This window comes from Candidatus Palauibacter polyketidifaciens, assembly GCF_947581785.1.
In the GTDB taxonomy this organism is placed as follows: Bacteria; Gemmatimonadota; Gemmatimonadetes; order Palauibacterales; family Palauibacteraceae; genus Palauibacter; species Palauibacter polyketidifaciens.
In genome coordinates, this window is the sequence record NZ_CANPVO010000045.1 from 1 (window position 1) to 13676 (window position 13676).

The following is a 13676-nucleotide window of genomic DNA, read 5'->3' on the forward strand; positions in this document are numbered from 1 at the left end:
AAGTTGCTGGTGCGGCCCCACATCTCCCACTCCGTCGCCGTGCGGATGTCGAAGAGATGGGCGTCCCGGCCGATGGCCTCGGTCAGCTCGACCATGGGCTGGATGTCGTCGAGGATGAACGCGCCGCGCCCGTGCGTGCCGATGACGAGGTCGTTGTACTGGCGCTGGATCTTCACGCCCCGCACCGACACGCGCGGCAGGTTGCCGCGGATGTCCACCCACGTGTCGCCACGGTCCCAGGACGCGAAAATGCCGCGCTCCATGCCGACGAAGAGCAGATCCGGGTTCGAGGGGTGCTGCCGCACGACCTTCACGTAGTCGTCCTGCGGGAGCCCGGCGGAGATGTCGCGCCACGTCTGCCCGTAGTCGCGCGTCTCGTACAGGTGCGGGGTGAAGTCGTCGAGGCGGTGGTTGTCGACGGCCATGTACGCGGTGCCGGCATCCGTGGGTGACGCCTCGATGTTGCCGATCCAGGTCTCGGCGGGCAGACCGGGCACGCGGTCGCGGACGTTCGTCCACGTCGCGCCGCCGTCGCGCGTGATCTGCACGTTGCCGTCGTCGGTGCCGACCCAGATCACACCCGGCTCGAACTCGTCCTCGGCGATGGTGAGGATCGTCGTGTGGAATTCCGCCGCGGTGTTGTCGAGGTAGATCTCGCCGCCCGAATCGAGCTGCTTCTCCGGGTCGTCGGTGGTGAGGTCGGGGCTGATCACGTCCCACGAGTGGCCGTAGTCGTTGCTGCGGAAAACGACGTTGCCGCCCCAGTACACCGTCGCCGGGTCGTGCGGCGAGATGACGATCGGCGCGTCCCAGTTGAAACGGTACCTCGCCTGGTACATGCCCTGCCCCACCGAGCCGATCATGAGCGGCCACGGCTCGATCGACCGCATCTGCCCCGAGTTCGTGTCCGTGATGCGGAAGTAACCGCCCTGCGCGTTCGAGTAGATCAGGTTCGGCTGACCCGGGACCGGCACGGTGTAGAAGCCGTCGCCGCCGGAGACGGTGTAGAAATAGCCGGGCAGGATGCCACGGCGGTCGTTGAGCCGGCTCGGCCCGCACCAGTTGCCGTTGTCCTGCAGCCCGCCGCACACGTAGTACGGGTCGCGGTCGTCGACGAAGATGTGGTAGTACTGCGCGAGGCTGAAGTTGCGGAAGATGTGGAAGTTGGCGCCTCCGTCGTACGACACCTGCATGCCGCCGTCCGAGCCCGAGAGGATCCGCTCACCGTCTTCCGGGTCGATCCAGTACGCCTGGTGGTCGCCGTGCACGTCGTTGGCGATGCGCTCGAAGGTCCGGCCCCCGTCGGTCGATTTCGACAGTCCGCCCGAGAGCGTGTACAGCGTCTCGTGGTCGGACGGGTCGACGTAGACGTCGGAGTAGTAGAAGGGCCGGAAGTTGAGCTGGTTCCTGTTGTCGTTGACCATCTCCCAGGTCTCGCCGTGGTCGTCGGACATGAAGAGCGTGCCGGCGGTGGGGTATTCGGTGATCAGGTACACGATGTTCGGACGCGACTGCGCCACGCTGATGCCGATGCGGGCCATGGGCTCGTCCGGCGTGGTCGTGATCTTCTTCCACGAGATGCCGCCGTCGCGCGAGACGTAAAGCGCCGTCTCCCTGCCCCCGTCGTCGAAACGCCACGGCAGACGGCGGAAGGTCCACATGCCGGCGTAGACGTTGCGGGGGTTCGTCAGGTCGATGTCGATGTCCGAGCACCCGGTGTCCTCGTCGATGAACAGCACGTGGTCCCACGTCTGGCCGCCGTCGGTCGTGCGGAAGACGCCGCGCTCCCGGTTGGGGCCCCATTCGTGGCCCATCGCGCAGACCAGGGCGACATCGGGGTCGCGCGGGTCGACGACGATGCGCTTGATGCGTTCGCTGTCGTCGAGGCCGAGGTGGGTCCAGGTGGCGCCGCCGTCGGTCGAACGGTACACGCCGTCGCCGTACGAGACCGAGTTGCGCGGGTCGCCCTCGCCGGAGCCGAGCCAGACGACGTTGTGGTCGGAGGGAGCAAGCGTCAGCGCCCCGACCGAGTAGGTGTTCTCGTCGTCCCACTGATGCTCGAAGGTCACGCCGCCGTTGGTCGTCTTCCAGACGCCTCCGTTGGCCGCTCCGACCCAGAAGGTCCGCGGATCGCCCGGTACGCCGATGATGGCGGACACCCGTCCGCCCATGTTCACGGGACCGATGTGCCGCCACTCGATGTCGCCCAGCGCAGCCGAGATGGCCGCAGGGCTTTGGGCCCGGGCCGGTGTGGCGGCGAGAAGAGCGAAGAGTGCGAGGGCGAGCGGGAATGCGCTGCGCGGCAACTTCATGAGAGTTCTCCCGGGATGGTTGGTGGAGGGCGGAGGGCCCTCCAGATCGCGCAAGTTCAATGGGCGAAGAGGGATTCGAACCCCCGACCTCCTGCTTGTAAGGCAGGCGCTCTGAACCGGCTGAGCTATTCGCCCCGAATCGTGGCCATCCGCGCGGCGTTGCGGCGGGGCCTCCCCGGGCCGACTCCCGCTGGCCGAGCCGGCGCTAGCTGAGCCGACGCCAGCCGAGGATCAGGCCGGCGGGCAGGAACACCACATAGCCCAGGATGAGCAGGAGCGGCGCAGCCGTCACGGACCCCCGGTCGAGCAGCACGTACCCGGCGGCGATCGACGTGAGGCCGAGCGCGAACGCCACGTAGTTGGCCACTCCGAACTGGAGGCCCCGGGCGGGGGCGTCCCCACTCCTCCGGTCGCGTCTTCCCTGATTCATGCGGGGACGCTAGACGTCCCTCCGACACGCGTCAACCACGATGGGCACGCGTTCCCGGCCCGCCGGGGGCAACTCACGAACTCGCCCGGGCCCATTCCGAGGCCTCCAGGAGCGGCGAGGGGAGCGGCGAGGCGAAGGACAGCGCCTCGCCGGTCCCGGGGTGCTCGAACGCGAGGTGCGCGGCGTGCAGGAAGAGTCGCCCGGCCCGGCGCCGGAACTCTCCGGCCCAGCGGCCGCCCGCGCCGCCGAAGCCGCGTTCCCGGTTCGGTCCGTAGATCGGGTCGCCGACGACCGGGTGTCCGAGCGATCCGAGGTGCACCCGAATCTGGTGCGTCCTCCCCGTAGCGAGCCGCACGGCGAGCAACTCCGCGGCGTTCCACCGCTCCAGGCGCTTGAAGTGCGTCACCGCGGGCCGTCCGGTCTCGCGCACGGCCATCCGCTTCCGGGCGCGCGGATCGCGCCCGATCGGGCGATCGACCGTGAACCGCTCCTCGTCGAGGTGTCCCCAGGCCGCGGCGACGTACCCGCGCTCGACCTCGCGGCGCCCGAGTGCGGCGGACAGCGCCCGATGCGCCTCGTCCCGGCGCGCGACGAGCATGAGCCCGCTCGTGTCCTTGTCCAGCCGGTGAACGATCCCGGGCCGGCGGTCCCCGCCGATGCTCGACAGCCCGCCGAGGTGAAAGAGGAGGGCGTTCACAAGCGTGCCGCCCGGATGGCCGGGCGCGGGGTGGACGACGAGTCCTGCCGGCTTCTCGACCACCGCGAGGTCGTCGTCCGCGTATCGGATCTCGACGGGGATGTCCTCGGGCTCCAGCCGGGTCGCAACCGGGGGCGGCAGTTCGACCTCGATCCGATCTCCCGCCCGCGGCCGGTATCGCTTCCTCGGGACCTGTCCACCGACGGTCACCCGGCCGTCGGAGATGAGTTGCACGACTCGGGCCCGGCTCAGCGAGAGACGTTCGGCCAGCAGGCGGTCGATCCGGTCGGCGGCCGCGTCCTCGCTCTCGCCGATCTCGATGAGCCGCGGCCCGCCCGCACCCGCCGCATCGGATTCGGGTGGACTCACTTCACTCGGGGGTCGCCTCCGCCGCCGCAGCCGCTACCTCCCTCTCGCGCCGGCCCTCAAGCCAGAACGAGATCAGCAGCAGCACCGCGCCGACCGTCACGGCGGAATCCGCGATGTTGAAGATGGGGAAGCGGCTCGCACCGATGCCGAAATCGAGGAAGTCCACGACGCCGGCTTCCAGCCGGATGCGATCCCAGATGTTGCCGAGCGCGCCGGCGGATACGAGCGAGATGGCGAGGATGCGAAGTCGATCCGACGACGGGGTGCCGCGGTAGATGACGCCGAGCACGCCGAGCGCGATCAGGGAGAGGATGAGAAAGAAGATCCGCGAATGTTCGCCGATGTCGAGCCCGAAAGCGGCGCCGCGGTTGTGCGTGTAGGTGAAGCGGAAGAAGTCGCCGATCACGGGTGTTCGCTCGTACAGCTCGAACGTGTTCATGACCCACGCCTTGGTCACGATGTCCAGCGCGAGGATAACGACGATCGGAACGAGCGTCAGCCAGAGGCGGACCTGGTGATCGCGTCCGGAAGCTTCAGCCACCCGTCTCCTCCTTCTCCTTGCACCTGATGCAGAGCCGCGCGTGCGGGAGGGCGTCGAGCCGCTCGAAGCTGATCTCCTCGTCGCAGTCCTCGCACCTTCCGAATTGCTCCGGGTTCCGATAGAGCCGCCTCAGCGCCTCGTCGATGTGGTAGAGCAGCCGACCCTCCTTGCTCGCGAACAGGAACGCCTTCTCGCGCTCCATGGCGTCCGTCCCCTGGTCCGCCATATGGAAGCTGTAGGCGGCCAGGTCGCTGTCCGCCCCCTGAAGGGAACTCGTGAACGAGTCGTCGTACTGACCGAGCTCCCGCGTCGCGCGCGACCGGGCCGCCAGCAGTCTCTTCTCGATGTGTTTCCGTTGTTCCGCGTTCATCCTTCTCAAGCGCGTTCGTCGACTCCGCCGATTCCGATGCGGACCTCGACGTCGTCGATCTTCACCACGGCCGTACTCAGGCCTCCCCGGGGGACCGACCCCGTCTGTACTTCTACGGCCAGCGTCTCGCCGGCGACGTAGTCCGCGTGCTTCGACACCGCCTGTTCCAGATCCTGCGGACCCGCCACGCCGAGGCGGATGCGGTCGGCGACCTCGAGCCCCGCATCGCGCCGCAACCGCTGGACGCGGTTCACGATCTCCCGCGCGTAACCTTCGCCGCGCAGCGCATCATCGATGTCGGTATCCAAGGCCGCGAGGTAACCGCCTCCCGTCGCCACGGCGAGATCGGTGAGCGTCTCCTCGTGAATCACGAGGTCTTCGGGCGTCACCCGAACCCGTTCGCCTCCGATCTCGACGTCGAGCGGCTCCCCGTCCCTGAGCCTCCTCAGGGCCACCGCATCCAGATCCGCGATCCCGGCCGCGACGGCCGGCGTGCGCGCCCCGTGTTTCGGACCCAGCGCACCGAACCGCGGCTTCGCGTATAGCCGGGTAAGATCTTCGCTGTCCCCCAGCGACACAACCATTTTCACGTTGAGTTCTTCCATCGCAAGCGCAGCCATCGGGTCCGCGAGCGCCCGTCCCTCCGGCAGAACCGCGTGAAGCGTGCGCAGCGGCTGCCGAATCCGCACCCCCGCCTTTTCCCGGGCGGCGCGGCCCAGCGCCACCAGGCGCCGGACGTCGTCCATCGCCTGCTCGAGCTCCGGCTCCGAATGCCCTTCCGGCTCCGGGAAATCCGCCAGGTGGACGGACGCTTCGTCTGTGAGCGCCCGGTACAGCCAATCGGACATGAACGGGGCGTACGGGGCGAGCAGCCGCGCGGTCGTGGCGAGACATTCGTGGAGCGTCGCGAAGGCGTCGGCGCTCGCGGCCGCGGTCCCCGGTTGCGTCGCCCAGAAGCGGTCGCGGCTCCGGCGCACGTACCAGTTCGACACGTCGTCGAGCACGAACTCCTGGATGGCGCGCGCCCCGGCCGTGAGATCGAACGCCTCCAGCGCTTCCCCCACGAGCCGCACGACCCGGTCCAGGCGGGCGAGCACCCAGCGGTCGAGGTCGCTTCGGTCGGAGACGGGAGCCGCGGAGGACGCGGTGTGGGACCACCCCTCCTCGTTCGCGTAGAGGGCGAAGAAGCGGTACGTGTGACGGAGTGTGGCGAACAGCTTGCGGTCGGTCTCGCGGAGCGCCGACGGATCCCACCGCTTCGGCACCCAGGGGTTGGACCCCGAGAGGAAGTAGAAACGCGTGACATCGGCCCCGTACGTGTCGAGCGCGTCGCGCGGATCCACCGCGTTGCCCCGCGACTTCGACATCTTCCGTCCCTTTGCATCGAGCACCTGGTCGTTGACGACGACGGCCCGGAACGGTGCGCGGTCGAAGAGAATGGTGGACAGCGCGAGGAGCGAGTAGAACCAGCCGCGCGTCTGGTCGACGCCCTCGGCGATGTAGTCGGCCGGGAAGTAGCGCTCGAAGGTGTCCCGGTTCTCGAACGGATAGTGCCACTGGGCGTAGGGCATGGAGCCGGAGTCGAACCACGCATCGGCGACTTCCGGGACGCGCCGCATCGTGCCGCCGCATGCGTCGACGGGACAGCACCACTCGTATCCGTCGATCCCCGGCCGGTGAGGATCGAAGTCCTCGGGGAGGCCGCCGACGCGGCGCCCCAGTTCCGCGAAGGATCCGAGCACCTCCCGGTGTTCGTCGCAGTCGGAGCAGAGCCAGATGGGAAGGGGGGTTCCCCAGTACCGCTCGCGCGAGAGCGCCCAGTCGATGTTGTTCTGCAGCCACTCGCCCATGCGGCCGGATCCCGTCTCGGGCGGATGCCAGTCAATGGACGCATTATGCTCGAGCAGGCGCGACTTCACGGCGGTCGTCCGGATGTACCACGAATCGCGCGCCATGTAGAGAAGCGCGCTGTCGCAGCGCCAGCAGTGGGGATAGCTGTGCTCGTACATCTCGCGCAGATACAGCTGGTCGTGCGCGACGGCCCAGTCGCGGAGCGCGCGTTCGGTCTCTCCATCTTTCACGTGCATCCCGGCAAGTCCGCCCGGCACGGTGTCGAGGAAGCGCCCGTCCCCGCCGACCGTGTGCTGCATCGGCAGTCCCGCCGCCTCGCCCAGCCGGAAGTCGTCTTCCCCGTACATCACCGCCGTGTGGACGACGCCCGTCCCGTCGTCGACCGTGACAAAATCCGCCTCCAGCACCGTCCATGCCGTATCGGAGCCGGCGCCGTCCACCGCGTTCGGGAAGAGCGGGCGGTAGCGCCGCCCGGCGAGTTCACCGCCGCGCACCTCCCCGACGATCTCATAGGGGTGCCGCAGCACCTCGGCGACGCGGTCGCGGGCCAGGATGAGCACCTCTCCCGGCGAAGCCCCGCCGGGCCCGTCGTGCGCCCGTGCGGGGGTCGTGCCGCCGTCCGCACCCTCGGGCAGGACGCGTACGCGGGCATAGGGGATGTCGGGCCCCACCGCGAGGCCGAGGTTGCCCGGAAGCGTCCAGGGGGTCGTGGTCCAGCTCAGGATCCGCGCGCCGTCCGGGTCGTCGACGAGATGGAACTTCATGTAGACCGCGGGCTCGGTCACGTCGCGGTAGCCCTGGGCCACCTCGTGGCTCGAGAGGCCGGTGCCGCAGCGCGGACACGTCGGGATGACGCGGTATCCCCTGTACAGCAGGCCCCGCTTCTCGATCTCCGAGAGCGCCCACCAGCCCGACTCGATGAACTCGTTCGAGTACGTGACGTACGGGTCGCCGTAGTCCAGCCAGTAGCCGATGTCCCGGGACAGCCGCTCCCAGGCGTCCTGGTAGCGGAACACGTTGTTCCGGCAGTTGTCGTTGAACTTCCGGATTCCGTAACGCTCGATGTCCGGCTTGCCGGAGATGCCGAGCGAGCGCTCGACCTCGAGTTCCACCGGCAGTCCGTGGGTGTCCCAGCCCGCTTTCCGCGGCACGTGATGGCCGGACATGGTGCGGTATCGCGCCACCGCATCCTTGATCGTGCGGGCAAGGATGTGATGGACGCCGGGCGCGGCGTTCGCGGTCGGCGGTCCCTCGTAGAACACGAAATCCGGCGCAGCCGACCGGGCCGCGAGGCTGCGCTCGAAGGTCTTCTCTTCCTCCCAGCTTTCGAGGACTTCGGCTTCGAGCCCGCGTGCGGACTCCGGTATCGGCCGGTAGGCCATGGAGGTGCTCCGTCTGGTTATCTCTCGATGGTCGACGCAGTCGTCGGAACGGCGGGCGTGCGCAGCGGGGTGCTGCGGTCAGGTCGACGCGGCGCCCGAACCGCCGGCGTCGACCCGGCTAATCGATGGAAGCGGGGCCTCGGTATCGGACTCCGGAGCCATGGGCTCGGCCGCGATGGGCTCGGCGGCGGCAACCTCGGGTGCCCCGTCTCCGCTCGCTCTCCGGAGCCGCTCGATGAACCGGTCGAGATCGCCGGCTCCGTCCCCGAACCGTTCATCCTCGAAGTCGAGGTATTCGTCGAAGCGCTCGAACAGTTTCCGCAGCGCGGCGAGGAAGCGGCCCCGGGTCGCCTTCAGGTCTTCGACCTTGTCGTGGCAGAGGCGGACGGCCCGCTCCGCGTCGGCGAGCACGGCGCCCGCGCGCATCTCGGCCTCGCGGAGCCGCACGGCCGCGTCGCGCTCGGACTGCAGGCGGGCCTCCTCGCGCAGCTCCTGAGCGGCCAGGAGCGCTTCGTTGAGGGCCTTCTCGCGAGCCCTGTAGCTCTCCAACTGGTGTTTCTGCTGCTCGATCCGATCGCTGAGCACGACGTGCTCGCGCACGTGGCGTTCGAGGCAATCCGCCACGACCGCGAGGAACGCATCGACCTGCTGTGCGTCGTACCCGCGCACCGAACGCCTGAAGTCGTCCTTCTTCTTGCGGACGTCAAGCGGTGTCAGATCGATCATCTCTCCCCCAGTAGCACCGTGCCGAGTCGCACCCGCGTGCTCCCCTCCTCGATCGCGATCTCGAAATCGTTGCTCATCCCCATCGAGAGCGCCCTGCCCTCAAAATCCGGAATCTCCGCGCGACAGCGTTTCAGCAGCCGCGCCGCGCCGCGAAACGCGGGCCGGACCTCCGCCTCGTCCGCCGTAAACGGCGCCATCGTCATCAGCCCGGCCACCCGCAGACCGGGCAGTTCACAGATCTCGGCCACGGCGTCCAGCACCACGTCCGGGTTCAGGCCGGCCTTCGCCGCCTCCCCCGACGTGTTCACCTGCACGAGCACCTCGACCGGTTCGCGCCGTTCCTCTTCGACGATCCGGTTCAACGTGCCCGCGAGCCGCACGCTGTCCACCGACTCGACGACATCGAACAGCCGGACCGCGCGCCGCGCCTTGTTGCGCTGCAGCCGACCGATCAGGTGCCACGCGACGCCGGGCGTCGGCCCCAGTTCCAACCGCTTGGCTTCGGCTTCCGGCACCCGGTTTTCGCCGATCCGGCCCACGCCGAGCGCCTTCACGATCTCGATTCCCCCTGCGGGATGTCCCTTCGTCACGGGGAGGATCTCGACGTCGCTCGCGCGCCGTCCTGCCCGCCTCGCCGCAGCCTCGATGCGCTCCGTCACCTCGGCCAGCCGGGCCTCGACCTGATCTTTCGTCACGCGGCACAGTTTACGGGGCCGCGCCCGGCGATGCGAGCCATCTACCGGGGGTCCGGGCGGCACCCGGCGGACCGAAAAAAAAGAGCGCCCGGCGTCGCTTTGGCGTCGCCGGGCGCTTGCCGTCGCTCGGAAGCGGGACGGCTGGTGTCGTGTCTCCGTAGTTCTAGATCACCTCGAACGTCACCCACTGGGAGACCCAGACCGCCGTGACCTTGTCGCGGTTCTTCGCAGGCGTGAACCGCATCTGCTGCACGACCTTCCCCGCCGCCTCGTCCAGGAGGCCGTTATCGGAGGAGGTCTTCACCTCGAAGTTCTCGACGGCTCCGTTTTCCGTCACGTAGAGCCAGAGTTCGACCCGGCCCCCGATGCCCGCATCCATCAGCGTGCGCGGATACTCCCGCTGCAGTATCTGCTGAATCTCACCGCCGTTCAGCAGCACGGGAGGCGTGTCGTACACGATGAACGACGGCCGATCCGCCGGACTGCCGGTCTCGGGAGGCGGCGGCAGGGCGTTATCCGTCGTGAACGACTCGAACGTCGTTTCCGCGATCGTAATGTCCTCGGAGATGTCAACCGAAGCGACCCGCGGGGTGGCCGGACGGGCGATCTGTTCCGGCGGCGGCGGGATCTTCACCTCGGGCGGCAACGCCACCGCCTCGATCTCATCGACCACGACGCCCAGGTCCGCCGCCTCGAACGGGCGGACGAGGACGAACAGTCCGAAGTGGAGCGTGACGGCAACCAACAACCCGACCTGCGTCCAGTTGGTGCTCGCCCGCTTGAACTGATCGTTCGCGGTGAGCCGAATTCCGGTCTCTTCCATCGTTTCTCTCCCGGTCTCCTGAAGCCCGTGGTGTCCTGCTGCTGGCTAGCGCCGAGCCCGCATCGCGCGCTGCTCGAGCCGCGTGGCGAAGGTGACGCGCACCGCGCCGGACGCCTGCAGTTCTTCCGTAATCGTATTGATCTGCTGATAAGGCACTTCGGAATCGCCGCGAATCGCGATCACGAGTTCACGGTTCTCCGCGTAGATCGGCCGAACGGTCTCCGAGATGTCCTCGAACGGCGTCAGCACGTCGTTGATCCAGACCGAACCGTCGCGCTGAACCCAGAGGTGGAGGATGTTCTGCCGCTTCTCGTCGATCTTCTCGGTGGCCTCCGCCGTCGTCCATTCGATCTGCCGGTTCCGGTCCTTCCGGAAGACGGTCGTGACCATGAAGAAGATGAGAAGGAGGAACGCGATGTCCGCCATCGAAGAGGTCGGGATCGACCCGTCCGACCCGGACTTTTTCTTGAAGCCGCTGTCCTTGATGGCCATCTAGTTCTCCATCTCCTGTAGCGAGATTCGCTCGGCGCCCGCCAGCTTCACCTCATCGAGCACGTTGACCATGTGACGGTAGGGCGCGTTGGGGTGGGTCTGAATGGCGGCGATGAGATTCTCGTTGCCCGCCAGTTCGGTGCGCAGAATGTTCGCCACCTGCGTGTGCGCCACGACCTGTTCCTGTTCGCTTTCGCCCCGGCGCACGATGACGCGGCCGTCAGGCTGCACGATGAAGAAGATCAGGTTCCGCCCCGACACATCCTGCTCCTCGGCCTGCTCCGGGAGCACGATCGGCAGTCCCCGTTCCTCGTTGAACACCGTCGTCGTGAGGAAGAAGACCAGGAGGAGGAACGCGATGTCCGCCATCGAAGAGGTCGGGATCTCGTCCGACACCTTCTGCTTGCGTTTCATGATCGCCATTGTGGACTTCTTTCTCCGTTTGTCGCTTCGATCTGCGACCCGGGCTCGTCAGCTCGCCCGCGCGCCCCGGTCCTCGAGGTCCCAGATAAGCCCGAGCACCTCCTGCGCCCCCTCCTCCATGTCGAGGATGAGACGATCGATGCGCGTGACGAAAAAGTTGTAGCCGATGTTGACGGGGATCGCGATTGAGAGCCCCGTGGCGGTCGTGATGAGCGCCACCTTGATGCCGCCGGCGACGAGCCCCGGCTCGACCTGTCCCGCGATCTCGATGGCCTGGAAGGCGAGGATCATCCCGATCACGGTTCCGAGGAAGCCCAGCATGGGGGCGACGTTGGCGATTGTGCCCAGAACCGTGAGGCCGCGCTCGAGGAAGTCGAGCTCGATCACACCCGTCGTGGCGATCGCCTTCTGGATGTCCTTGCCGTCGGAGCGCGCCTCGCTGCCGCGGTCGCGGAGGCGGCGCAGTCCGGCGAGGAGGATCGCGGCGACGGGTCCCCGCGTTTCCTCGGCCGTCGTAATCGCTTCGCCCAGGCGGCCGCTCACTCCGAGACTCTCGATCTCGTGGAGCAGCTTCCTTGAATCGCGGTGGGCGATCCACAGCGTCCACGCCTTGGCCAGCATCACGCCGATCGCGATCAGCGAGCAGAGGACGAGGGGGTACATCATGAACCCGCCATCGGTGAACAGAGTCAGCAGCTCGTACTGATTGTCCATATCGCCTGCCCGTAAGGGATTTGTCGCTCGATTCCCGGCCTGGTCGCAACTTGAAAAGTTTAGGGGACTGACGGGGCCTCGTCAAACCGTTTGGGTCCATCCGGCCGATCCCCGGGCTCCGCGTCGAGATCCGCACCGGGACGGCCCAGTTCAGGCGCCGGGACGTCGGCCGCCAGATGGTCCCGAAGCTGCTGCGGCGCCAGGTTCCTTCGCAGGACGCCGCGACGGGCCAGCGAGATCTGGCTGGTCTCCTCGGACACGACGACGACGTACGCGTCGGTCTCTTCGGAGAGGCCGAGCGTGGCCCGGTGCCGGGTCCCCAGCGTCCGGTCGCTGAGGGGGTACTGCGTGAGCGGGAGATGGACGCCGGCAGCCACGATCTGCCCGTCGCGCACGACGACCGCCCCATCGTGGAGGGGCGACCTGGGCGTGAACAGAGACACGAGCAGGCTGGACGACACATCGGCCCGGAGGCGCGTCCCCGTCTTCTCGATGTACTCTTCGAGAGACAGTTCACGTTCGATCGCGATGATCGCCCCCGTCCGGGTGCGGGACAGTTCCGCCGCCGCCTTTGCGATCTCATCCGCGACCGCTTCGCTCCGCTCCTGCAGCCGGGTCAGCACGCTCAGCACGCGGCTGCGGCCGATCCGGGCGAGCGCGTTCCGCAGCTCGGGGTGAAAGACGACGATGAGCGCGAAGGCGCCGTAGGTGAAGGCCTGCGAGAGAATCGACCGGATGAGGTCGAGGCTGAGCCATCCCGCCGCCGCGTAGACCGCCGCGAGGAGGACGAGGCCGAACAGCATCTGGAACGCCCGCGTGCCGGACCAGAGGATGAGCACCCGGTAGATGAGGACCGCGACGACGGTGATCTCGAAGACGTCCAGAAGATCGATCTGCAGGAGGCGCAGGTAGTTCCAGAAAGCGTCCATCACCTGCGGCCTCCAGCCGCGCGCGGGCGAGCTGACGGACGGGCGCCGCGGACGACCCCGGGTCGGCGGACCTCGATCGCACCCTCGACGTCGAGCGCCTGACGCATCTCGCAAACATCGTGCACGCGGAGCACATGGGCGCCGCGCCGCGCCGCGGCGAGACACGCCGCGACGGAGGCTGTGACGCACTCGTCCGGCCCCACATCGAGCAGCGCCCCGAGAAAGGACTTGCGCGACGGGCCGACCCACACCGGCGCTCCGAGCGACGCGATCTCGTCGAGCCGGGCCAGCAGCTCGAGATTGCCGTCCAGCGACTTTCCGAAGCCGATCCCCGGGTCGACCGCGACCTGACCTGGGTCGCAGCCCGCGTCGAGCGCCGCCCGCCGCGCCTCGGCGAGGGCGCCGCGGACCTCCGCCGCGACATCGCCGTAGTCGGTGTCGAGCTGCATGGTGCGGGGTGTGCCGCGCATGTGCATGAGCACGAGCCCCACGCCCGTCCGGGCCGCGAGCCCCGCCAGCGCCGGATCGGCGCGCAGGGCCGTCACGTCGTTGATCGCCGCGGCGCCCGCGTCCACCGCCCGCTCCGCCACCTCGAGCTTGTGTGTATCCACGGAGATGGGGATCGGAAGGTCACGCAGTCCGCGGAGCACCGGTTCGAGCCGGGCCCACTCCTCGTCCGCCGGCACCGGGTCGGCGCCGGGGCGGGTGGACTCGGCCCCGATGTCGAGGATCGCCGCCCCCTCCTCCGCGATCTGCCGACCTCGCGCGATCGCCTTCCGCGGCTCGGTGTACCGGCCGCCATCCGAAAACGAATCGGGCGTGACGTTCAGTATCCCCGCGATCACGGGTGATTCCAGGGAGATCTCGCGATCGCCCGTCCGCCAGGTGCGCGCCGGCCCGACCGCCGAGAGCCCCATCCGCG

The 13676-nt window shown here is 68.3% G+C and carries 14 protein-coding genes and 1 tRNA gene; all 15 read right to left on the reverse strand.

What is annotated here, in order from left to right; translation table 11 throughout:
• On the reverse strand, nucleotides 1-2312 hold a 2312-nt coding region (locus tag RN729_RS12230; RefSeq protein ID WP_310785163.1), incomplete at its 3' end, for a hypothetical protein.
• A 60-nt stretch (nucleotides 2313-2372) separates the two neighbouring features.
• A tRNA-Val gene (locus RN729_RS12235) sits at nucleotides 2373-2447 on the reverse strand.
• Between the two features lie 70 nt (nucleotides 2448-2517).
• Complete coding sequence (locus RN729_RS12240; protein WP_310785165.1) at nucleotides 2518-2742, reverse strand: hypothetical protein; 225 nt, start codon at nucleotides 2740-2742, stop codon at nucleotides 2518-2520.
• A gap of 73 nt (nucleotides 2743-2815) precedes the next feature.
• Complete coding sequence (locus RN729_RS12245) at nucleotides 2816-3808, reverse strand: RluA family pseudouridine synthase (RefSeq protein ID WP_310785167.1); 993 nt, start codon at nucleotides 3806-3808, stop codon at nucleotides 2816-2818.
• 1 nt (nucleotide 3809) lies between these two features.
• On the reverse strand, nucleotides 3810-4349 hold the full coding sequence (lspA, locus tag RN729_RS12250) for a signal peptidase II (protein WP_310785169.1): 540 nt from the start codon (nucleotides 4347-4349) through the stop codon (nucleotides 3810-3812).
• On the reverse strand, nucleotides 4342-4719 hold the full coding sequence (locus RN729_RS12255; RefSeq protein WP_310785170.1) for a TraR/DksA family transcriptional regulator: 378 nt from the start codon (nucleotides 4717-4719) through the stop codon (nucleotides 4342-4344). Before RN729_RS12255 ends, lspA begins: the two co-directional genes overlap by 8 nt.
• A gap of 5 nt (nucleotides 4720-4724) precedes the next feature.
• Nucleotides 4725-7952: an isoleucine--tRNA ligase gene (ileS, locus tag RN729_RS12260; RefSeq protein WP_310785171.1), complete on the reverse strand. Its 3228-nt coding sequence runs from the start codon at nucleotides 7950-7952 to the stop codon at nucleotides 4725-4727.
• Between the two features lie 78 nt (nucleotides 7953-8030).
• Complete coding sequence (locus tag RN729_RS12265) at nucleotides 8031-8678, reverse strand: DivIVA domain-containing protein (protein WP_310785174.1); 648 nt, start codon at nucleotides 8676-8678, stop codon at nucleotides 8031-8033.
• On the reverse strand, nucleotides 8675-9373 hold the full coding sequence (locus RN729_RS12270; RefSeq protein ID WP_310785176.1) for a YggS family pyridoxal phosphate-dependent enzyme: 699 nt from the start codon (nucleotides 9371-9373) through the stop codon (nucleotides 8675-8677). Before RN729_RS12270 ends, RN729_RS12265 begins: the two co-directional genes overlap by 4 nt.
• Nucleotides 9374-9536: 163 nt before the next feature.
• A complete protein-coding gene (locus RN729_RS12275) occupies nucleotides 9537-10196 on the reverse strand; it encodes an energy transducer TonB (RefSeq protein WP_310785178.1) in 660 nt (219 codons plus the stop codon).
• 45 nt (nucleotides 10197-10241) lie between these two features.
• On the reverse strand, nucleotides 10242-10688 hold the full coding sequence (locus tag RN729_RS12280; RefSeq protein ID WP_310757561.1) for a biopolymer transporter ExbD: 447 nt from the start codon (nucleotides 10686-10688) through the stop codon (nucleotides 10242-10244).
• On the reverse strand, nucleotides 10689-11111 hold the full coding sequence (locus RN729_RS12285) for a biopolymer transporter ExbD (protein ID WP_310785180.1): 423 nt from the start codon (nucleotides 11109-11111) through the stop codon (nucleotides 10689-10691).
• A gap of 48 nt (nucleotides 11112-11159) precedes the next feature.
• Nucleotides 11160-11825: a MotA/TolQ/ExbB proton channel family protein gene (locus RN729_RS12290; RefSeq protein ID WP_310785182.1), complete on the reverse strand. Its 666-nt coding sequence runs from the start codon at nucleotides 11823-11825 to the stop codon at nucleotides 11160-11162.
• Between the two features lie 59 nt (nucleotides 11826-11884).
• The gene (cdaA, locus tag RN729_RS12295; protein WP_310785184.1) at nucleotides 11885-12754 is read right to left on the reverse strand and encodes a diadenylate cyclase CdaA; all 870 of its coding nucleotides are present in this window, start codon (nucleotides 12752-12754) and stop codon (nucleotides 11885-11887) included.
• Nucleotides 12754-13671, reverse strand: a complete 918-nt coding sequence (gene folP / locus RN729_RS12300) for a dihydropteroate synthase (RefSeq protein ID WP_310785186.1) — start codon at nucleotides 13669-13671, stop codon at nucleotides 12754-12756. The genes cdaA and folP overlap by 1 nt, the downstream gene beginning before the upstream one ends.
• Nucleotides 13672-13676: the final 5 nt, after the last annotated feature.